At 74.3% G+C, this 22,306-nt stretch carries 4 protein-coding genes and 1 pseudogene (1 of these 5 cut by a window edge); 1 reads left to right on the top strand and 4 read right to left on the bottom strand.

The features are described 5' to 3' along the window. Positions 1 to 86: 86 nt before the first annotated feature. Positions 87 to 1,271, top strand: a complete 1,185-nt coding sequence (locus AA23TX_RS28535; RefSeq protein ID WP_155545883.1) for an aminotransferase class I/II-fold pyridoxal phosphate-dependent enzyme — start codon at positions 87 to 89, stop codon at positions 1,269 to 1,271. 38 nt (positions 1,272 to 1,309) lie between these two features. Here AA23TX_RS28535 and AA23TX_RS28530 read toward each other — a convergent pair whose 3' ends face one another. From AA23TX_RS28530 to AA23TX_RS28515, 4 genes and pseudogenes are all read right to left on the bottom strand, one after another. Further along, the gene (locus AA23TX_RS28530) at positions 1,310 to 2,563 is read right to left on the bottom strand and encodes an activator-dependent family glycosyltransferase (RefSeq protein WP_155545882.1); all 1,254 of its coding nucleotides are present in this window, start codon (positions 2,561 to 2,563) and stop codon (positions 1,310 to 1,312) included. A 13-nt stretch (positions 2,564 to 2,576) separates the two neighbouring features. Continuing rightward, a complete protein-coding gene (locus AA23TX_RS28525; RefSeq protein ID WP_155545881.1) occupies positions 2,577 to 3,335 on the bottom strand; it encodes a thioesterase II family protein in 759 nt (252 codons plus the stop codon). Next, a pseudogene (locus AA23TX_RS28520) lies at positions 3,328 to 13,611 on the bottom strand (type I polyketide synthase); the annotation flags it as partial. The pseudogene AA23TX_RS28520 and the gene AA23TX_RS28525, both read right to left, overlap by 8 nt. Before the next feature lie 37 nt (positions 13,612 to 13,648). After that, positions 13,649 to 22,306, bottom strand: partial view of a type I polyketide synthase gene (locus AA23TX_RS28515; protein WP_230862744.1) — the 3' portion only. 171 nt of this gene lie beyond the right edge of the window; 8,658 of the gene's 8,829 nt are visible here — the last part of the coding sequence; its start codon lies beyond the right edge, outside the window — the gene reads right to left on this strand; it ends in the stop codon at positions 13,649 to 13,651.

Here is a 22,306-nt window from a genome sequence, read left to right as displayed (position 1 = left end):
AGGGGGATCTCAACAGCTGTTGCAAAGCAACGAAATGCACGTCGCGCGGGAAAAGGGCAGTCCGCGCCCCCTGGGGAAGGACCTTCATGAAGACGAGCGTTGACGACCTGGCCCTGTTCGGCGGCCCCATGGCTTTCGAGAAGACCTTGGTGGTGGGCAAGCCGAGCACCGGGGACCGGGCGAAATTCTACGAACGGCTGGAGGTGGCCCTCGACAGCGGGCGGCTCACCAGCGGCGGCCCGCTGGTCAAGGAGTTCGAGGCACGGATCGCCGACCACACCGGCGCGAAGCACTGCGTCGCCACCTGCAACGGGACGATCGCGCTCGAGGTGATGGCCCGGGCCGCCGGCCTCACCGGCGAGGTCATCATGCCGTCGATGACCTACGTCGCGACCGCGCACGCGATGCGCTACCTCGGTCTGACGCCGGTCTTCTGCGATCTCGACCCGGCCACCGGGTGCATCGACCCCGAGCAGGTCGAGCGCCTGATCACCGACCGCACGACCGGGCTGGTCGGCGTGCACCTGTGGGGCCAGCCGGCCGCCATCCAGGAGCTGGAGAAGATCGCCGAGCTGCACAACCTGACCCTCTTCTTCGACGCCGCGCACGGCATCGGCTGCAGCTTCGGCTCCCAGCCGCTCGGCGGGTTCGGCAAGGCCGAGATGTTCAGCTTCCACGCGGCGAAGGTCGTCACGACCTTCGAGGGCGGCGGGATCGTCACGAACGACGACGACTTCGCCCAGCTCGCCCGGTACACGCACAACTTCGGCTGGGGCGAGGAGCACGTCACCGAGTTCGCCGGCACCAACGCCAAGATGAGCGAGGCGTCCGCGGCGATGGGGCTGACCTCGCTCGACGCGCTGCCGGCCACCATCGCCGCCAACCGCGCGCACTACGAGCAGTACGCCGCCTTGCTGGACGGGCTGCCCGGGTTGGAGATGCACCGCTACGACGAGGAGAACCGCAACAGCTACCAGTACAACGTCGTCAAGGTCGACGAGGAGGAGTGCGGCCTGTCCCGCGACACCATCCTCGACCTCCTGCGGGCGGACAACGTGCTGGCGCAGCGCTACTTCTCGCCGTGCGTGCACGAATGCGAGCCCTACCGCACTGAGCGGCCGGTCTCGCTGCCCGCCACGGACGCGTTCTCGCGGCGGGTGCTGACGCTCCCGACCGGACCGTCGGTCACCAGTGAGCAGGTCCGCGAAGTCTCGGCGCTCGTGGCCTTCGCCATCGAGCACGCACCGGAGATCCGTAAGCGCCTCGCCTGAAGCGTCGTGAGTGAGAAACAGGGTTAGAACACTGTTTCTCACTCACGACGCTCGGCGACCAGCTTCTCCAGGTCCGCGACCAGCTCGGCCGGGGTCGGCTGGGCCAGCGCGAGGTCGCGCAGGCGGCGCGCGTTGGCCGTGAACGCCGGTTCCCCGACCAGCCGGGCCACCGCGGACCGCAGGTCGCCGGCGGTGAAGCCGTTGTGGGTGAACAACAGTCCCGCGCCCTCGTCGACGAGCCGCTGCGGACGCAGGAGGTGGTCGGCGATCGGCGTGGTCACCGTCAGCTGCGGGACGCCGGCCACCAGCGCCGCGCCGTAGCTGCCGAAGCCGCCGTGGTGCACGATCGCCGCGCAGCTCGGCAGCACCGTGTGCAGCGCGACCGACTCGACGACCCGGACGTTGCCCGGGACCTCGTCCAGAGCCTTGCGCTGCTCGGGCACCAGCGCCGCGATCACTTCGATGTCCAAAGTGGACAGGGCGGCCAGTATCTCCGGGATCGAGACGTAGTCGCCGCCGAACGCGTCCGTGTTGGACGAACCCAGGGTCAGGCACACCCGCGGCCGGGACGGCGGTTCGCGCAGCCAGTCCCACACCACCGCGCGGCCGTTGTAGGGCACGTGCCGCACCGGCAGCCGGCGGACGCCGGAGCGCGCGCCGAGCGACTCCGGCAGCGGGTCGATGGTCGCCTGGCCGGTGACGAGCTCCTCGTCGAAGCCGACGCCGAACGGGCGTCCGGTCAGCTCGAGCCAGTCGTACAGCGGGTCTTCTTGCTCCTCGGCGGGCTGTTCGGCCATCACCTGCAGGAACGTCGCGCGCATGGCGCACCAGACGTCGGCCCAGCACAGCTGCCGCACGTGCGCGGCGCCGCAGGCCTTCGCCGCGATCGCTCCGGCGTAGGTCAGCGCGTCCCAGACGACCAGGTCGGGCTGCCACTCCCGGGCGTGGGCGACCAGGTCCCCGACCATGTCGTCGTTGTAGATGGCGAACCCGGCCCACACGGTGAAGGTATAGCGCTGGTGCAGCGCCTCCCAGGTGTGCGACGCCGGGTCCGTGTCGTTCCAGTTCGCGATGTCGGCTTCCTGGGCGTCGCGGTTCTGCTTCATGCCCTCGTGCATCGTGTTGTCCACGCCGACCGGCACCGCGGTCAAGCCGGTGCCGGTGACGACGTCGGTGAACCCCGGCGACGCGGCCACCCGCACCTCGTGCCCGGCCGCGACGAGCGCCCAGGCGGCCGGGACCATGCAGTACAGGTGGGACTTCTCGTCCAGCGTCACGAACAACACGCGCACGGCAGGCTGCCTTTCAGTGGTGACCGGAGAGCGTGCCCGCGAGCCGCGCGGAGATCAGCCGCAGCACCTCGGGCTGGTGGTCGGCGAGGAAGAAGTGCCCGCCGTCGAACACCTTCAGCTCGAACTCGCCGTCGGTGTGGTCCTCCCACGCGCGAGCCTCGGCCACAGTGGTCTTCGGGTCGGCGTCGCCGGTCAGCACGGTGACCGGCGTGGCCAGCTTCGGTCCCGGCTGCTTGACGTAGGTCTCCGCCGCCTTGTAGTCGTTGCGGATGGCGGGCAACGCCATCCGCAGGATCTCCTCGTCGCCCAGCACGGCCGCGTTGGTGCCGCCGAGCTTGCGCATCTCGGCGATCACGCCGTCGTCGTCGAGCTTGTGCACGGACTCGTCGCGGCGGCACGCGGGTGCGCGCCGGCCGGACGCGAACAGGTGCAACGGCGTCACGCCCGCCTGTTCCAGCCGAGTGGCGACCTCGAAGCCGAGCGTCGCGCCCATGCTGTGGCCGAACAGCGCGAACGGCTTGCGCGTCCGCTCGGCCAGGACTTCGACGACCCGGTCCGCGAGTTCGGGGAGGTTGTCGATCCCGGGTTCGAGCCGTCGGTCCTGGCGGCCCGGGTACTGCACGGACAGGACCTCGACCGAGCGGCCGAGCCCGGCGGACATCGGGAAGTAGAAGCTGGCCGAGCCGCCCGCGTGCGGCAGGCAGAACAGCTGGACGGCGCCCTCGTCCGCGTCGTGGTAGCGGCGGAGCCACAGCTCCGGGTTCTCAGTCATGCGTGAACTCCGTCCTCAGGGTGGTGCCGAGCCAGCCGCGCACGGTCTCGGCGGTGGTGGCGGCGTGGTCTTCGACCATGGTGAAGTGGTTGCCCGGGACGTCGACGACGAAGTCCGCGGTGTCCCAGTGCGTCTGCCACTCCTCCGGGGCGAGCCGCCCGCCCGCGACCGGGGGCTCGGACGAGCGGACGAGCAGAAGCGGCACCGACAGCTTCGCGGGCTCCCAGCCGGCCATGAGCCGGAAGTACCAGCTCATCGCCGACAGCCGGGCGACGTCCATCGGCGCGAACACCTCTTCTCGGTCGAACATGCCGCCGAACAGCTCGTCGCGGAACCGGTCCAGCGGCGAGTCCTCACGCGGCAGATAGCTGTCGAGCAGCACGACGGCCAGCGGCGGCGTGCCCCGCTCTTCGAGCAGCTCGGCGGCGGCGTGCGCGAGCATCCCGCCCGAGGACGACCCGAGCAGCACGAACGGCTTGCCGTCGGCCACGCGCAGCACCGAGTCCGCCTGGACCTCGGCGACCGCGCGGACGCTGGTCGGCAGCGCCTCGCCCTTGACGAACCCCGGCGCCGGCAGCGCGTGCACGTCCAGGTCACCGCGGAACGGCGAGGCGAACCGGGCGTACTGGTGCACCCCGGCCAGCGCCACGTACGAGCTGAAGCAGATGAGCTTCGGCGTGCGCTCCCCGGCGGCCAGCTGCACCGACCCCGGCCGCTCGGCCAGGTCGGCGGCCGCGTCGAAGGTGGGCCGCAGCAGCGCCGCGTTCTGCAGCAGCTCGAAGCCTTCCTTCATCTTGCCGAGTTCGCAAGCCGTGCGGAACAACGCGCTGAGCGTCTCGCCGGAGTCCACAGTGGACGTCGTCACCGCGGCGACGTTCAGCTCGGTCCGCAGGTGCGCGGCCAGGTCTTCCGGCGCGGGGAAGTCGAAGACCAGCGTCGGCGGCAGCCGCAGGCCGGTCGACGCGCCGAGGACGTTGCGCAGCTCGACCGCGGTCAGCGAGTCGAAGCCCGCGACGAGGAACCCGACGTCCGGCCGCACGGCCTCGGGACCGGCGTGCCCCAGCACCGTGGCCGCGGTGGCCCGGACCAGGTCCAGCAGGATCACCTGCTGGTCCCGCTCCGGTTTCCCGGCCAGCGCGGCGCGCAGGGCGGCCTCGCCGGACACCGGGGCGGCGGCCGACGCGGCTCGTCTCACCGGCCGAACGAGTCCCTTGAGGACGGACCCGACTTGGCCGGTCATCGCCGTGAGGTCCAGCTTCGCCGGAACCAGCGCGGGTTCGGCGAGCGAGGTCGCGGTGTCGAACAACGCCAGCCCCTGCTCGACCGGCAGCGCGTGGACGCCGCCGCGTGACATCCGCTTCCGGTCGGACGCGTCGAGCGCGGAGCTCATCCCGGTCTCCCACAGGCCCCAGGCCAGCGCCTGGGCGGGCAGGCCGCGGGCGGCCCGGTGGGTGGCGAGCGCGTCGAGGAAGGCGTTCGCCGCGGCGTAGTTGCCCTGGCCGGGCCCGCCGAAGGTGGCCGACACCGAGGAGAAGAGCACGAACGCCGAGAGGTTCCGGTCCGCGGTCAGCTCGTGCAGGTGCCAGGCGGCGTCGACCTTGGGCCGCAGCACGGCGTCCATCCGCGCCGGCGTGAGGGAGGAGAGGACGCCGTCGTCGAGCACGCCGGCCGCGTGCACGACCGCGGCGAGGTCGGGAACGTCCGCCAGCAGCTCGGCGAGCGCGGCCCGGTCCGCGGTATCGCACGCGGCGAGCCGGACGTCCGCACCCAGTTCGATCAGCTCGGCCCGCAGTTCGGCGGCCCCGGGCGCGGTTTCGCCGCTGCGGCTGGTCAGCACCAGCCGCCGGACGCCGTGCGCGGTGACCAGGTGCCGCGCCAGCACGCGCCCCAGGCTGCCGGTGGCGCCGGTGAGCAGCACCGTGCCATCGGGACCGAAGGGCCGCTTGCCGGTGGCGGCCTCGGTGGTGGCGCGGGTCAGCCGGGCCGCCAGCAGCGCCCCCTCGCGGATCGCGAGCTGGGGCTCGTCGGCGAGGATCGCGGCCGGCAGGGCCGCGGCGGACTCGGCGTGGTCGTCGAGGTCGATCAGGCGGACGCGGCCGGGGTGCTCCGACTGCGCCGAGCGGACCAGGCCCCAGACCGGCGCGCACGCCAGGTCGGGGACGTCGTCGCCCTCCGCTGCCGCCACCGCGCCGCGGGTCACCACCACCAGGCGCGACGCCGCGAACCGCTCGTTGGCCAGCCACTCCTGCAGCAGAGCGAGCACGTCGTGCGCGGCCGCACGGGCGGCGTCCGGCAAGTTGCCCGCCGCCGGGGTGCGGACCGCCAGCACCGCTTCCGGCGCGGCCGCACCGAGACCCACCGCGGCGCCGAGCGCATTGAGATCCACATAGGACTCGCACGTGACGCCGGCCGCGTCGAGCGACGGCCCGACCTTGAGGTCGTCGGCCCCGACGACCGCCCACCGCCGGGCGGCGGAATCGACCGGCGGTGCGGCGACCGGCCGCCAGTCCAGCCGGAACAGCGACTCCGGCGCCTTCCGGGCCGGCCGCACCGCCCCGGCGGCCAGCGGACGCAGCACCAGCGCGTCGACCGACGCCACCGGCCGACCGGCCGGGTCGGCCAGGCTCAGCCGCACCGTGTCGTGGCCGCTCGGGGTGACCGTGACCCGGACCGCGGTCGCGCCGCTCGCGTGCAGCGTCACCCCGCTCCAGGAGAACGGGAGGTAGTTCCGGCCCGCCCACTCGGCGACCGTGCCGAGCACGTGCAGCGACGCGTCCAGCAGCGCCGGGTGCAGGCCGGACCGGGCCGCGTCCGCGTGCTCCTCGGGCCGCAGCGCCACTTCGGCGTGCACCTCGTCGCCGAGCCGCCAGGCCGCGCGCAGGCCCTGGAAGGCCGGGCCGTAGCCGAACCCGCCGTCCGGACCGCCGGTGTAGAGCCCGTCGAGGTCCAGCGGCTCGGCCCCGGCCGGCGGCCACTCCGTCAGGTCAGCGGGGACGGGACCGGGTTCGGCGGTGAGCCGGCCGCTGGCGTGCCGGGTCCACGGCTCGTCGTCGAGTCGCGAGTGGACGGTGACACCCCGCGTACCCACCTCGTCCGGCGCCCCGAGGACGACCTGCAGCTGGACACCTTCCCGCGCGGGCAGGGGCAACGGCGTCTCGATGACCAGCTCGTCGATGCCGCCCGCACCGGCCTGCTCGGCCGCGCGCAGGACCAGCTCGACGAACCCGGTGCCGGGGAACAGCGTGCTGCCCGCGACGACGTGGTCGGCGAGCCACGGGTGGGTGCGCGGCGAGATCCGGCCGGTGCACACCACGGTGTCGTCTTCGGCGTTCGTGACCGACGCGCCGAGCAGCGGGTGGTCGGGGCGGTCGAGGCCCGCCATCGTGACGTCACCGGCCGGCGTCAGGGAGAACTCGGGCCAGAACCGCTCGTGCTGGAAGGCGTACGTCGGCAGCTCCGCCGGCTCGCCGGGTCCGCCGAGGACAGTCGCCCAGTCCACTGTGGAGCCGCTGACATGCAGTTTGGCCAGCGCGTTCAGCACCTCCCGCGGCTCGTCGCGGTCCTTGCGCAGCAGCGCGATGGTCAGTGCGTCGACGGTGGACGCGGCCATCGCGGCGAGGACGCCGTCCGGGCCCAGCTCCACGAACCGGGTCACGCCCAGCCCGGCGAGGGTGGTGACGGCGTCGGCGAACCGGACCGTCCCCCGCGCCTGGCGCAGCCAGTACTCCGGCGAGGTCAGATCGGTCGCGGGCTCGCCGGTCAGCGTCGAGACGATCGGAATGGCGGGCGGCGCGAATGTCACTGCGCCGAGGACCCGGCCGAAGTCGGCGAGCATCGCGTCCATGGCCGGTGAGTGGAAGGCGTGCGAGACGCGCAGCCGCCGGGTCTTGCGCCCGGCCCAGTGCCGTTCGACTTCCAGAACACCGTCTTCGGCGCCGGAGACCACCACTGCCGCCGGGCCGTTGACCGCGGCCAGCTCGACGCCGGGGGGCAGCGTCGGAACGACTTCGGCTTCGGTCGCCTCGATCGCGAGCATCGCGCCCCCGGCGGGCAGCGCCTGCATCAGGCGGCCCCGCGCGGCGACGACGGCGCAGGCGTCGGGTAGCGACCACACGCCCGCGACGTGCGCGGCGGCCAGTTCGCCGATCGAGTGCCCGGCGAGCCGGTCGGGGCGGACGCCCCAGGACTCCAGGAGCCGGAACAGCGCCACTTCGACCGCGAACAGCGCGGGCTGGGTGTACCCCGTCCGGTCGAGGAGGTCGGTGTCGATGACCTCCAGGAGCGGCCGGTCGAGGTGCGTGTCGAACTCGGCGCACACCTCGGCGAAGGCCTCGGCGAACACCGGGAACTCGCGGCGCAGCCCGGCGCCCATGCCGAGCCGCTGCGCGCCCTGGCCGGTGAACAGGAACGCGGTGCCGCCCTCGGCGCGCACGCCCGTGCTGACGCCGGGCGCCGGACGGTCGGCGGCGACGGCGGCCAAGCCCCTGACCAGCTCCTCGCGGTCGGCACCCACGACGACCGCGCGGTGGGCGAAGACCGTGCGAGCAGCCAGTGCCGTGCCGATCTCGGCGTCGTGGACCGCGAGGTGGCTCAGCAGCCGTCCGGCCTGATCCCGCAGAGCTTCCGGGGAGTGCCCCGACACCGACCACGCCGTCACCGCGGCACTCTCACGGGAAAGTGCCGCGGGCGCCTCGGGTGGGGCTTCGATGATGACGTGCGCATTGGTGCCGCTCACCCCGAACGACGACACGCCCGCGCGGCGCACGTGTCCGGCGTCCGGCCACGGGACGGACTCCGCCAGCAGCCGCACGGTACCCTCGGCCCAGTCCACATGGGACGAAGGCACGTCGGCGTGCAGGGTCCGCGGCAGCAGGCCGTGCCGCAGGGCCAGCACCATCTTGATGACGCCGGCGACGCCCGCGGCCGCCTGGGTGTGGCCCAGGTTGGACTTGATCGATCCCAGCCACAGTGGACGGTCACGGTCCCGGCCGTAGGTGGCGATCAGCGCTTGGGCTTCGATCGGGTCGCCCAGCGAGGTGCCGGTGCCGTGGGCCTCGACGGCATCCACATCGGACGGTTCGAGGCCCGCGTTCGCCAGCGCCGCCCGGATCACCCGCTGCTGCGAAGGACCGTTCGGCGCGGTGAGCCCGTTCGACGCGCCGTCCTGGTTCACCGCGCTGCCGCGCACGACCGCGAGCACCGGGTGGCCGTGGCGGCGCGCGTCGGAAAGCCGTTCCAGCACGAGCATCCCGGAGCCTTCGCCCCAGCCGGTGCCGTTCGCGTCGTCGGAGAAGGCGCGGCACCGGCCGTCCGGCGACAGGCCCCGCTGGCGGCTGAACTCGACGAACGAGCCCGGCGTCGACAGCACGGTGACCCCGCCGGCGAGCACGAGCGAGCACTCCCCCGTGCGCAGGGCCTGGATCGCCCAGTGCAGGGCGACCAGCGACGACGAGCACGCCGTGTCCACAGTGACGGCCGGGCCTTCGAGCCCGAGCGCGTAGGAGATCCGGCCCGAGAGCACGGATGCGGCGTTGCCGGTGCCGAGGTAGCCTTCGGCGCTCTTCGGCGACAGCGCGAGCAGGGCCGGGTAGTCCTGGCCGTTGGTCCCGGCGAACACGCCGACCGGCTGTCCCCGCAGCGACTCCGGGTCGATGCCGGCGCGTTCGAGGGCTTCCCAGGACGTCTCGAGCAGCAGCCGCTGCTGCGGGTCCATGGCGAGGGCTTCCCGGGGCGAGATCCCGAAGAAGGCTGGGTCGAACAACGCGGCGTCGTCGAGGAAACCACCTTCGCGGGCGTACGACGTGCCTTCGCTGTCGGGGTCCGGGTCGTAGAGCGCGTCGAGGTCCCAGCCGCGGTCGGCCGGGAAGCCGCCGATCGCGTCACGGCCTTCGGCGAGCAGCGTCCACAGCTCGTCGGGCGTGTGGACGCCGCCGGGGAACCGGCAGGCCATCGACACGATCGCGATCGGCTCGTCGTCGGTCCGGGCGGTGACGGTGACCGGCGCCGCCGGTCCCGCGTCCCCGGCCAGGTGCGTGGCCAGGGCTTTCGGGGTGGCGTAGTCGTAGATCAGCGTCGCGGGCAGCCGCTGCCCGGTGGCCGCGGCGAGGCGGTTGCGGAGTTCGACGGCGGTCAGCGAGTCGAAGCCGAGGTCCTTGAACGCCCGGTCCGGCTCGACGGCCGCCGCGTTCGCGTAGCCGAGCACCAGCGCCACGGCGGTGCGGACGACGTCGAGCACGTCGGCCGGCCGACCGGTGGCGGGCTCGGCGACCGGCCGCGGCGGGACGAGCCCGGCGAACACCGGCGGCAGGACCGGGGCGGCGCCGAGCACGGCGAAGTCGAACCGGATCGGCAGCACCGAGGGCTCCCCGGCGCGGCAGGCCGCGTCGAACAGCCGCAGACCCTCCACAGTGGACAGCGGGATCATGCCGGTGGCGCCCAGCCGGCGGCGGTCGCGCCCGGCGAGCGTGCCGGTCATGCCCCCGGCCTGCTCCCAGAGGCCCCAGCCGAGCGCGAGCGCGGGCAGTCCGCGGTCGCGGCGGTGGCGGGCCAGCGCGTCGAGCCAGACGTTGGCCGCCGCGTAGTTCGCCTGCCCGGCCGGGCCGAGCGTGCCGGAGATCGAGGAGAACACGACGAACGCGGTCAGGTCGGCGCCGGCGGTCAGCTCGTGCAGGTTCGTGACGGCGTCGATCTTGGGCCGCAGCACGGTGTCCAGGCGCTCGGGGGTCAACGCGGACACGACGCCGTCGTCGAGGACCCCGGCGACGTGGACGACGCCGGTCAGCGGCCGGTCCGCCGGGATGGTGCCCAGCAGGGCGGCCAGCGCGGCGCGGTCGGCGGCGTCGCAGGCCGCGACGACCGGTTCCGCGCCCAGCTCGGTGAGGTCGGCGACCAGCTCGGCCACTCCGTCGGCATCAGGACCGCGTCGGCTGGCCAGCAGCAGGTGGCGCACCCCGTACCGGGTGACCAGGTGGCGGGCGACGAGTCCACCCAGCGCCCCGGTACCGCCGGTGACGAGCACCGTCCCTTCCGGACCGAAGTACGCGGACGGGCCGGGCTCGGCCGAGGTCAGCTTGGCCAGGCGCGCCACGCGGATCTCGCCGTCGCGCAGCAGGAACTGGGATTCGCCGGTCGCGAGCGCGGCGGGCAGCAGCCGCGCGGCCGCCGGGTCGTCGGCGTCGGCGAGCACGAACCGGCCGGGGTTCTCGGCCGCGGCCGAACGCACCAGACCCCACACCGGGGCCTGCGCGAGGTCGGACACTCCGTCGGCGACGGCGGCGTTCTGCGTCAGCACCACCAGGGTGCGGCCGTCGAAGCGCTCGTCGGCCAGCCAGGACTGCACGAGGTGCAGCGCGCGCCGAGCCGCCTCTCCGGGCGTGTCGCACCGGAACGGGGCGACGAGGACGTCGGGCAGCGCGCCCGCCTCCGCGACGCCGTCGAGGTCGGGGTGGCAGGCCAGCGCGCCCAGCTCGGCGAACAGAGCGGCGCCCAGCTCGCGGTGACCGGAGCCGAGCACGGCCCAGGCCGCCGGGACCGGCTCCCCCGCGGCGACCGGCACCCAGTCGAGCTTGAGCAGGCTGTCGCGGGTGGCGCCGCCGACCGGACGCGGCAGCTCCGGCCAGTAGGTCTCGCGCTGGAAGGCGTAGGTCGGGAGTGCGCACGCCCGCACGCCGGGGAACAGCTCGCCCCAGTACGTCCGCGTGCCGCGGACGTACATCGTCGCGACGGCGGCCAGCGCGGTCCGGACCTCGTCGCGGTCCTTGCGCAGCAGCGAGGTGGCCGTCGCACCGGGCAGGCACTCTTCGGTCATGGCGGCGAGGACGCCGTGCGGCCCGAGTTCCAGGAGCCGGGTGGTCCCGAGGTCCGCGAGCGCCGCCACGGCGGTGGCGAACCGGACCGGCTCCCGGACCTGCCGCACCCAGTAGTCCGGAGTGGTCAGCTCGTCGGTCACCGGCGTCCCGGTCACCGTCGAGACGATGGGCAGCCGCGGCCTGGCGTAGGTGATCCGCGCCGCGACCTCGGCGAACTCGGCCAGCATCGGGTCCATCAGCGGGGAGTGGAAGGCGTGGGAGACGGTGAGCCGCCGGGTCCGGCGACCGAGCGCGGCGAAGTGCCGCTCGATCTCACCGGCGGCCGCGTCCTCACCGGATACGACGACGGAGTCCGGGCCGTTGACCGCCGCCAGCGAAACGGCGTCGGTGAGCAGCGGCGTGACCTCGTCCTCGGTGGCCTGGACGGCGACCATCGCCCCGCCGCCCGGGAGGGCCTGCATCAGCCGTCCGCGCGCGGCGACCAGCTCGGCGGCGTCGGCGAGGGAGAACACGCCCGCGACGTGCGCGGCCGCCAGCTCGCCGATGGAGTGACCGGCGAGGTGGTCGGGTGTCACGCCCCAGGACTCCAGCAGCCGGAACAGCGCGACCTCGACCGCGAACAGCGCGGGCTGGGTGTGCGCCGTCTCGTCGAGCGCGTCGCCCGACCGGATCACTGTCTTCAGTGGACGGTCGAGGTGGCGGTCGAACTCCGCGCAGACCTCGTCGAAAGCGTTCGCGTAGGCCGGGAAGCGCTCGTACAGCTCGCTGCCCATGCCGGCCCGCTGGGCGCCCTGGCCGGTGAACAGGAACGCCGTCAGCCCTTCGGTGACCGTGCCGCGGACGAGGCCGGGCACCTCGTTGCCCTTCGCGAGCGCGCGTACGCCGTCGGCCAGTTCGGCCGCGTCGCCGATCAGCACGGCCCGGTGTTCGAAGGCCGAGCGGGTCGTGGCGAGCGCCCGCCCGATCGCGGCCGGGTCGCCGTCGACCCCGGCCAGGCGGGCGGCTTGGGCACGGAGCGCGGCCTCCGACCGTCCGGAAAGGACCCACGGCACGACCGGCGGCGCGGGTTCGTTTTCCGGCGCGGCTTCTTCGACGGGGGGTGCCGCCAGGAGCACGTGCGCGTTGGTGCCGCTGACGCCGAACGCCGAGACGCCCGCGCGGCGCACCCGCCCGTCCGCGGGCCACGGGACCGGCTCGGTCAGCACGCGGACATCGCCCGCCGACCAGTCCACCCGGGACGTCGGCCGGTCCACGTGCAGGGTCTTCGGCAGGACGCCGTTGCGCAGCGCGAGGGCCATCTTGATGACCCCGGCGACGCCGGCGGCGGCCTGGGTGTGCCCGAGGTTCGACTTGATCGAGCCGAGCCACAGCGGGCGGCCCGCCGGCCGGTGCTCGCCGTAGGTGGACAGCAGGGCCTGCGCCTCGATCGGGTCGCCCAGCGACGTCCCGGTGCCGTGCGCTTCGACGACGTCCACATCGGACGGTGCCAGGCCGGCATCGGCGAGCGCGGCGCGGATGACGCGTTGCTGCGACGGGCCGTTCGGGGCGGTGAGGCCGTTGGACGCGCCGTCGGAGTTGATCGCCGAGCCCGCGACGATCGCGAGCACGGGGTGGCCGTGGCGCCGGGCGTCGGACAGCCGTTCCAGCAGCACGACACCGGCGCCCTCGCCCCAGCCCGTGCCGTCGGCGCCGTCGGCGAACGCCTTGCACCGGCCGTCCGCGGCCAAGCCCTGCTGCCGGCTGAAACCGATGAACGCCCCGGGCGTCGTCATGACCGTGACGCCGCCGGCGAGCGCCAGCTCGCACTCCCCCTCGCGCAGCGCGTGCGCCGCCCAGTGCAGCGCGACCAGCGACGACGAGCACGCCGTGTCGACCGTGACGGCCGGGCCCTCCAGGCCGAGCGCGTAGGAGATCCGTCCGGAAAGGACACTCGCGGCGTTGCCGGTGCTCTCGTAGCCGTCACCGACGCCGGGGGCGAGGCTGAGCAGGCCCGGGTAGTCCTGGCCGTTGGTCCCGGCGAACACACCGACCGGCGCGCCCTTGAGGGACTGCGGGTCGATCCCGGCGCGTTCCAGGGCTTCCCAGGACGTCTCGAGCAGCAGCCGCTGCTGCGGGTCCATGGCAAGGGCCTCGCGGGGAGAGATCCCGAAGAACGCCGCGTCGAACGCGCCCGCGTCGCGGACGAACCCGCCCTGGTCGACGTAGCTCGTGCCCGGGTGCTCGGGGTCCGGGTGGTAGACGGCGTCGAGGTCCCAGCCGCGGTCGTCCGGGAAGCCCGTCAGCGTGTCGGTGCCGGTTTCGAGCACCCGCCAGAGGTCCTCGGGCGTCTCGACGCCGCCGGGGAACCGGCACGCCATCGCCACGATGGCGATCGGCTCCGGTGTCACGGATTCGGCTTCCCGCAAGCGTTCCCGGGTCTCGTGCAGGTCGGCGGTGACCTTGCGCAGGTACCCGAGCAGCTTCTCCTCGTTCACGTCGCACCCCGCCCGCCGGCGAACCCGCGCGTCACGCGAGTCCCAGCTCGTTGTCGATGAAGTCGAAGATCTCGGTTTCGCTGGCCGTCTCGAGCTTCTGCCGCGCGTTGTCCGCCGGGCCCGTGCCCAGCCGGCTCAGCAGCGCCTGCAGCCGGGTGCTGATCCGGGTGCCGGCGAGCTGCTCGGCGGTCAGCCCGGCGAAGGCCGCTTCGATCCGGTCCAGCTCGGCCTCGGCCGCCGCGGCCGGGTCGGCCGGACCGAGTTCGCGGCCGAGGTACCGCGCCAGCGCCGCCGGGTTCGCGTAGTCGAACCCGAGCGTCGCGGGCAGGGGCAGCCCCGTCACGGCGGCGAGCCCGTTGCGCAGCTCGACCGCGGTGAGCGAGTCGAGGCCGAGCTCCTTGAACGCGAGGCCGGGATCCACTGTGGACGGGCCGGCGTAGCCGAGCACGGCGGCGACCTCGGCGCGCACCAGGTCGAGCAGCGCACGCTCCCGCTCGGGCCCGGTCAGCGCGTCCAGCTTCGCGCGGATGTCCGGCGTCTCCACCGTGGTGAGCGCCCGCCGCGCCTCGGGCAGGTCGTCGAGGAGCCGGCCGCCGCGGACGCTTGTGGCGAACACCGCCCAGTCGACGTCCGCCACGGCGATGGCGGGCGCGCCGCCGATCGCCCGGTGCAGGGCCGCGGTGGCCAGGTCCGCGGCCAGCGGACGGATCCCGCCGCGTTCGGCGCGGGCACTGTGGCCGTCGGCCATGCCCGAGCCGGCCCAGGGGCCCCAGGCGATCGAGGTGGCGGGCAGGCCGAGACCGGCCCGGTGCTCGGCGAGCGCGTCCAGGACGGCGTTGGCCGCGACGTAGCTGCCCTGCCCGGCCGCACCGAGGGTGGCGGCGAGGGAAGAGAACAACACGAACGCCGAGAGGTCGCGGGTGCGCGTCAGCTCGTGGAGGTTGAGCGCGGAGTCCACTTTGGCCTGGAGGACGGTCGCGAGCCGGTGCGGCGTCAGGGAGCCCAGGACACCGTCGTCGAGGACACCGGCGGCGTGCACGACGGCGTCGAGGCCGGGCAGCGAGTCGAGGAGTGCGGCGGCGGCATCGCGATCGGCGAAGTCGCACGCGGCGATGGTCACCTTGGTACCGAGGGCGCTGAGTTCGGCTTCCAGCTCGGCGGCCCCGGGCGCGGCGGGACCACGCCGTCCGGCGAGCACGACGTGCGGCGCACCGGTGCGCGCCAGCCACCGGGCGACCTCGGCGCCCAGCGCACCGGTGCCGCCGGTGACGAGAACCGGGCCGGTCGGGGCCCAGGGTTCGGCGGGCGCCTCGACCGGGGCGCGCACGAGCCGCCGCGCGAAGGTGCCGGAGGGGCGTATGGCGAGCTGGTCTTCACCGTCGGTGCCGGCGAGGGCGGCGACGAGCCGGGTCAGCTCGGGTTCGCCGGGTTCGGCGGGCAGATCGGCCAGGCCACCCCAGCGGTCGGGGTGTTCCAGCGCGGCGGTCCGCCCGAGCCCCCAGACCCCGGCGGCCAGCGGCTGCGCGAGGGTTTCGGTCCCGACGGCGACGGCTCCGGTGGTGACCGACCAGAGCGGCGCGTCGAGGCCCGCGTCGCCGAGGGCTTGCAGGAGGGTGGTGCTCAGCGCGAGGCCGAGGGGGACGGACGGCCGGCCCGGGGTGGCCTGGACGGCCAGGCCGAGCAGCGAGAGGACACCGGTGACCTCGCCGGGCTCGGCCCCCGCGGCGGCGAGGCCGAGCAACCGCCCCGCCAGCGAGTCGCGGTCGAGATCCGGGTCGCCCAGCGTCACCGGCACCGGCTCGGCCCCGGCCTCCACCAACGCCGGGAGCACCGCCTTGACCAGCGGCTCGTTCTCGTACCCCGCCGGCAGCACCACGAGCCAGCGGCCGGACAACCCCGCCCGCCGGTCCGGGATCGGGCGCCACGACACTCGGTACTGCTTGCTGTCGACCGGCGACGCCACCGGCACCAGCGGCTCCGGCCAGAACACCTGACGCTCGAACGGGTACGTCGGCAGCGCGATGTGCCGCGCACCCGGGGAAAACGGCGTCCAGTCCACGGTCTGGCCGCTGACGTGCAGCGAAGCCAGCGCCGACAGCGCCGTCGAAACCTCCGGGCGGTCCCTGCGCAGCGTCGGCACCGAGCCCTCGGCCAGTGCCGAAAGCGTCCCGTCCGGGCCCAGCTCGACCAGCCGCGTCACCCCGGCCTCCCGCAGCCTCGACACGGCGTCGGCGAACCGCACCGGCTCGCGCACCTGCCGGACCCAGTACTCCGGATCCGTGAAGTCGGCGTCGGGAGTCACCGTGGACACGACGGGGATGCGCGGCTCGGCGTACCCGATCCCCCGCGCCACCTCGGCGAACTCCTCCAGCATCGCGTCCATATGAGCCGAGTGAAACGCATGCGAGACCCGCAAAACCCTAGACTTCACGCCGCGCGCGGTCAGCTCGGCGGCGATCTCGGCCACCACGTCCGCGTCCCCGGACAGCACCGTGGCCAGCGGCCCGTTCACCGCCGCCAGGTCCGCCCGCCCCGCCGCGACCTCGAGAACGTCCTGTTCGGCGGCCTGCACGGCGAGCATCGCGCCGCCACCGGGCAGGGCCTGCATGAGGCTCGCCCGCGCCGCGACCAGCTTGCCCGCGTCCTCCAGGGAGAACACCGCGGCGACGTGCGCCGCCGCCAGCTCGCCGATCGAGTGCCCGGCCAGGTACTCCGGACGCACGCCCCACGACTCGAGCAAGCGGAACAGCGCGACCTCGAGGGCGAACAGCGCCGGCTGCGTGTAGCCGGTCTCGTCCAGCGGCGCGGCGTCACCGAACACGACGTCCCGCAGCGGCCGGTCCAGCGCGAAGTCCACCACCGCGCACACCGCGTCGAACGCGTCCGCGAAGACCGGGAACCGCGCGTACAGCTCGGCCCCCATCCCGGCGCGCTGCGACCCCTGACCGGCGAACAGCAGGCCGGTCGCCCCGTCGCCGGCCTGCCCGGTGACGACGCCGGGGTGCTTCGTGCCCGAGGCGACCGCGGCCAGCCCGGCGAGCAGGTCGCCCGTCACGACCGCCCGGTGGTCGAACACCGCCCGGGCCGCCAGCGACCGGCCGACGTCGGCCAGGTCGACCTCCGATGCGGAGACGAACTCCAGGAGACGCGCGGCCTGCGCGCGCAGCACCGCCGCCGACCGGCCCGAAAGCGGCCAGACGACATCCGGCCCCGGAGCGTCCGCCGCTTCGCGGGCGGGCGGCTCCTCGACGATGACGTGCGCGTTCGTCCCGCTGAACCCGAACGACGACACCCCCGCCCGGCGCGGCCGATCCGAACGCGGCCAAGGAGTGGCCGAGGTCAGCAGCGCCACCGCGCCGCTGTCCCAGTCGACGTGCCGCGACGGCCGGTCCGCGTGCAGCGTCTTCGGCAGCACGCCGTGCGCCAGCGCGAGGACCATCTTGATGACGCCGGCGATCCCGGCCGCGGCCTGCGTGTGCCCGATGTTGGACTTCAGCGAACCCAGCCACAACGGCTGCTCGCGGTCCCGGCCGTAGGTCGCCAGCAGCGCCTGCGCCTCGATCGGGTCACCCAGCGCGGTACCGGTCCCGTGCGCCTCGACGGCGTCCACATCGGACGGTGCCAGGCCCGCGTTCGCCAGCGCCGCCCGGATCACCCGCTGCTGCGAGGGCCCGTTCGGGGCGGTGAGGCCGTTGGACGCGCCGTCCTGGTTCATCGCCGAACCGCGCAGCACGGCGAGCACCGGGTGCCCGAGCCGCCGCGCGTCCGACAGCCGTTCGACCAGCACGACGCCGGCGCCTTCGCCCCAGCCCGTGCCGTCGGCCTCGTCGGCGAAGGCCTTGCACCGGCCGTCCGCCGCGAGCCCGCCTTGCCGCGAGAACTCGACGAACGCGCCGGGCGTCGCCATCACCGTCACGCCGCCGGCCAGCGCCATCGCGCACTCGCCCGAGCGCACCGACTGCGCGGCCAGGTGCAGCGCGACCAGCGAAGCCGAGCACGCCGTGTCCACGGTGACCGCCGGGCCGCCGAGACCCAGCACGTACGACACCCGGCCCGAGACGACCGAAGCCGCGTTCCCGGTGCCGACGAACCCGCCGAAGTCCTCGCCGGAACCCGCGAGCACGGCCGGGTAGTCCTGCCCGTTGGTGCCGAGGAACACACCGACGTCCGGGCCGCCGGCCGGGTCGACGCCCGCGCGTTCCAGGGTCTCCCAGGCGGTTTCCAGGACGAGCCGCTGCTGCGGGTCCATCGCCAGTGCCTCCCGCGGCGAGATGCCGAAGAAGGCCGGGTCGAACTCCGTGACGCCGTCGACGAACGCACCCGCGCCCGTGACGACCCCGGCCGCCGCGAGACCCGCGACGTCCCAGTGCCGGTCGGCGGGGAAGCCCGAAACGGCGTCACCGCCGGAGACCAGCAGCTCCCACAGGTCCTCCGGGGACCGCACGCCGCCGGGGAACCGGCAGCCCATCGCCACCACGACGATCGGGTCCTCGGTGGACGCCGCCGCGCGCTCGACGACCGGCGCTTCGTCCGTCGTACCCGCGAGGTGCGCGGCCAGGTCGGCGGCCGTCGGGTAGTCGTAGATCAGCGTGGCGGGCAGGTCCGCGCCGGTGGCCGCGCCGAGCCGGTTGCGGAGTTCGACGGCGGTCAGCGAGTCGAACCCGAGATCCTTGAACGACTTGTCCGCGGCGACCTCCTCGGTGTAGCCGAGCACCGCGGCGACCTGGCGCCGCACCAGCGTCAGCATGTCCACATCGGACAGCTCTGCCACCGGAGCACCGGCCGCCTCGGGAAGCTCGGTCAGCAGCCGGCTCGCCCGCACGGCGGTGAGCGCGGGACCGTAGACCGGCCAGGCGACGTCGGCGAGCGCGACCGCGACGTCGCCGGCGCCCAGTGCACGGTCCAATGCGGACAGAGCGAGTTCGGGGTTCAGGGGCGTGAGACCGCCGCGCCGCAGCCGGTCGCGGACCCCTTCGTCCGCGGCCATTCCGGCGTCGGCCCACGGGCCCCAGGCCAGCGAGGTCGCCGGAAGCCCGCGGGCCCGGCGGTACGCGGCGAGCGCGTCGAGGTAGGCGTTGGCGGCGGCGTAGTTGCCCTGCCCGGCCGAGCCGACGGTGCCGGCCAGCGACGAGAACAGCACGAACGCCGAAAGGTCCCGCTCCGCGGTGGCCTCGTGCAGCACCCGGGCGGAGGTCGCCTTGGCGCGCAGCACGCGGTCGAGTTTTTCGGGGGTGAGCCCGTCGAGCACGCCGTCGTCGAGCACGCCCGCCGCGTGGACCACGGCGGTCAGGTCCGGCAGGGAGTCCACGAGTGCGGTGACCGCGTCCCGGTCGGTGCAGTCGCAGGCCACGACCGTGACCTCGGGCATGGCCGGTTCGGCCGCCGCCGGGCCGCGACGGCCGGCCAGCACGACGCGTGACGCGCCACGCTCGACCGCCCAGCGCGCGAGGTGGCCGCCGAGCGCGCCGGTGCCGCCGGTGATCAGCACCGTCCCCGTGACCGTCCACGGAGGACAATCGGCGGCCAGCGGCGCCCGCACGAGCCGCCGGGCGAAGACCCCGGACGGCCGGATGGCGACCTCGTCCTCGGCACCGTCGGCGAGCACTCCGCACAGCCGGTCGACGCCGCGTTCGTCGAGCTGTTCCGGCAGGTCGATCAGGCCGCCCCAGCGGCGGGGGTGTTCGACCGCGGCGGATCGGCCGAGGCCCCACACCTGCGCCTGTTCGGGGTGTTCGAGGGGGTCGGATCGGCCGGTGGAGACCGCGCCGCGGGTCGCGCACCACAGCGGCGCGGACCAGCCGAGCGCGCCGAGGGCTTGCACCAGTTCCAGGGTCGCGTTCACGGGCAGCAGCAGCGAAAGGATTCCGGCGGGCTCGTCGTCCGGCAGCGCGGCGACGGACGGGACTTGCAGCACGTCCGCACCCTTGTCGCGCAAACCCTCGACCACATCGTCGGCACCTTCGCCCACCACGAGCCAGCGGCCGGACAATCGGGTCGCGCTCGTCCCGGTGACCGGCCGCCAGCCGATCCGGTAGCGCCAGCCGTCTACTGTGGACTCTTCGTGGTGACGGCGACGCCAGGCGGCCAGCGCGGGGACGACGTCACTCAGCGGTGTCTCCGAAGGCACGTCGAGCGCACTGGTCAAGGCGGCGAGGTCTTCGCGCTCGACCGCCGACCAGAACTGCTCCGCGCCGGTGTCCACGACCTCGGCGGACTCCGGCGAGGTGAGCCAGAACCGCTCGCGCTGGAAGGCGTACGTCGGCAGGTCGACGCGGCGGGCGCCGTCGAGCAACGCGGTCCAGGCGGGCGTTCCGCCCCGCACGTACAGCTCGGCCAGCGCGGCCAGGACCGACTCCCGCTCATCGCGCCCGGAGCGCAGCGTCGCCACGACCGGCACGCCCGACATCCCGGCGAGGGTCCCGTCCGGGCCGACCTCGACGAACCGCGCGGCACCCCGGGCTTCCAGGGCCGCCATGCGGTCGGCGAACCGGACCGGCTCGCGCACGTGCCGCACCCAGTACTCCGGGTCGGTCAGGTCGGCTGCGTCGCCGGTGACGATCGGGATCTTCGGCGCCGAGAACGTCAACCCGGACACCACCTGGCGGAACTCGGCCAGCATCGGGTCCATCAGCACCGAGTGGAAGGCGTGCGACACGGCGAGCCGCTTGGTCTTGCGCCCGCGGGCAGCCAGTTCGGCCGCGGCCGCGAGCACCGCGTCCTCATCGCCGGACAGCACGACGGCGCCGGGCGCGTTGACCGCGGCCAGGTTCACCCGCTCGCCCAGCAGCGGGGCGACCTCGGCTTCGGTCGCCTGCACGGCGACCATCGCCCCACCGGCCGGGAGAGCTTGCATCAGCCGGGCGCGCGCGGCGACCAGCTTGCAGGCATCAGCCAGCGAGAGGATCCCGGCGACGTGCGCCGCGGCCAGCTCGCCGATGGAGTGCCCGGCCAGGAAGTCCGGCCGCACGCCCCAGGACTCCAGCAGCCGGAACAACGCCACCTCGACGGCGAACAGCGCGGGCTGCGTGTAGCCGGTGTCGTCCAGGGACTCGCCTGAGATCGCTTCGGCCAGGGGAAAGTCGAACTCCGCGCACACCACGTCGAACGCCGACGCGAACACGGGAAACTCGCGGCGCAGCCCGGCCCCCATGCCGATCCGCTGGGATCCCTGGCCGGAGAACAGGAACGCGAGCTTGCCGGGCTTGCCCGCCACGCCGTCCACAAGGGACGCGGCGGGCACGTCCGCGGCCAGCGCGTCCAAGGCCGTCGCCGCCGCCTCGGCGTCGGCGGCCAGCACGACCGCCCGGTGTTCGAACGCCGACCGCCCGGTGGCCAGCGACCACGCGGTGTCGGCGAGCGGCAGGCCCGCCGCCAGGTGGTCACGCAGCCGGGCAGCCTGCTCCAGCAAGGCCTCGCGGGACCGCGCCGACAGCGCGAGCGGGACCAGTCCGCCGGTCGTGGCCGCCGGTTCGGTCACCTGGTCGTAGCTCTCCAGGATCACGTGCGCGTTGGTCCCGCTGATCCCGAACGACGAGACCCCGGCGCGGCGCGGGGTTTCCCCGGCCGGCCACGCGACGTTTTCGGTGAGCAGTTCGACGGCACCGGCCGCCCAGTCGATGTGGGGCGACGGCGAGTCGACGTGCACCGTGCGTGGCAGCAGCTCGTGCCGCATGGCGAGGACCACCTTGATCACCCCGGCCACGCCCGCGGCGGCCTGGGTGTGGCCGATGTTCGACTTCACCGAGCCCAGCCGGAGCGGCCGGTCGCGGTCCTGGCCGTAGGTCGCCAGCAGCGCGTGCGCCTCGATCGGGTCGCCGAGGGTGGTGCCCGTGCCGTGCGCCTCGACGGCGTCCACTTCGGACGGTTCGAGCCCCGCGCTCGCCAGCGCGGCCCGGATGGCCTGCTGCTGCGCCGGGCCGTTGGGGGCGGTGAGGCCGTTGGACGCGCCGTCGGAGTTGACCGCCGAGCCGCGGACCACGGCCAGCACCGGATGCCCGTTGGCCAGAGCGTCGGACAGCTTCTCGACCAGGACGAGCCCGACGCCTTCGGACCAGCCGGTGCCGTCGGCCGCGGCCGCGAAGGGCTTGCACCGCCCGTCGGGCGCGAGCCCGCGCTGGCGGCTGAACTCGAGGAACATGCCGGGCGTCGACATGACGGTCACGCCGCCGACGAGCGCGAGCGAGCACTCGCCGCGCCGCAGCGCCTGGACGGCCCAGTGCAGCGCGACCAGCGACGACGAGCACGCGGTGTCCACCGTGACGGCCGGGCCCTTGAGCCCGAGCTGGTAGGCGACCCGGCCGGAGATCACCGCGGTCGAGTTGCCGGTGAGCAGGTGCCCTTCGACGCCGTCGGGCAGCGCGGTCAGGCCGGAGCCGTAGCCGGTCGACGTGCCGCCGACGAAGACACCCGCTTTCGTGCCGCGCAACGACAGCGGGTCGATCCCGGCGCGTTCGATGGTCTCCCACGCCGTTTCGAGCAGCAGCCGCTGCTGCGGGTCGGTGGCCAGCGCCTCGCGGGGGCTCATCCCGAAGAAGCCGGGGTCGAACTCCGCCGCGTCGTAGACGAACCCGCCCTCGCGGACGTAGCTGGTGCCCGCCTGCCCGGCGTCGCCGGAGTACAGCGCCGCGGGCCAGCCGCGATCGGTCGGGAAGCCGGACATGCCATCACCGCCCGCGGCCAGCAGCTGCCA

The organism is Amycolatopsis camponoti, assembly GCF_902497555.1.
Taxonomy (GTDB): Bacteria; Actinomycetota; Actinomycetes; order Mycobacteriales; family Pseudonocardiaceae; genus Amycolatopsis; species Amycolatopsis camponoti.
Note: the sequence above shows the minus strand (reverse complement) of the source record. Positions and strands in the feature narration are given on the sequence as shown.

Coding starts and splice junctions, on each gene's coding strand:
- AA23TX_RS28525 (WP_155545881.1), bottom strand. CDS start 3,335: ATGACTGAGAACCCGGAGCTGTGGCTCCGCCGCTACCACGACGCGGAC.
- AA23TX_RS28535 (WP_155545883.1), top strand. CDS start 87: ATGAAGACGAGCGTTGACGACCTGGCCCTGTTCGGCGGCCCCATGGCT.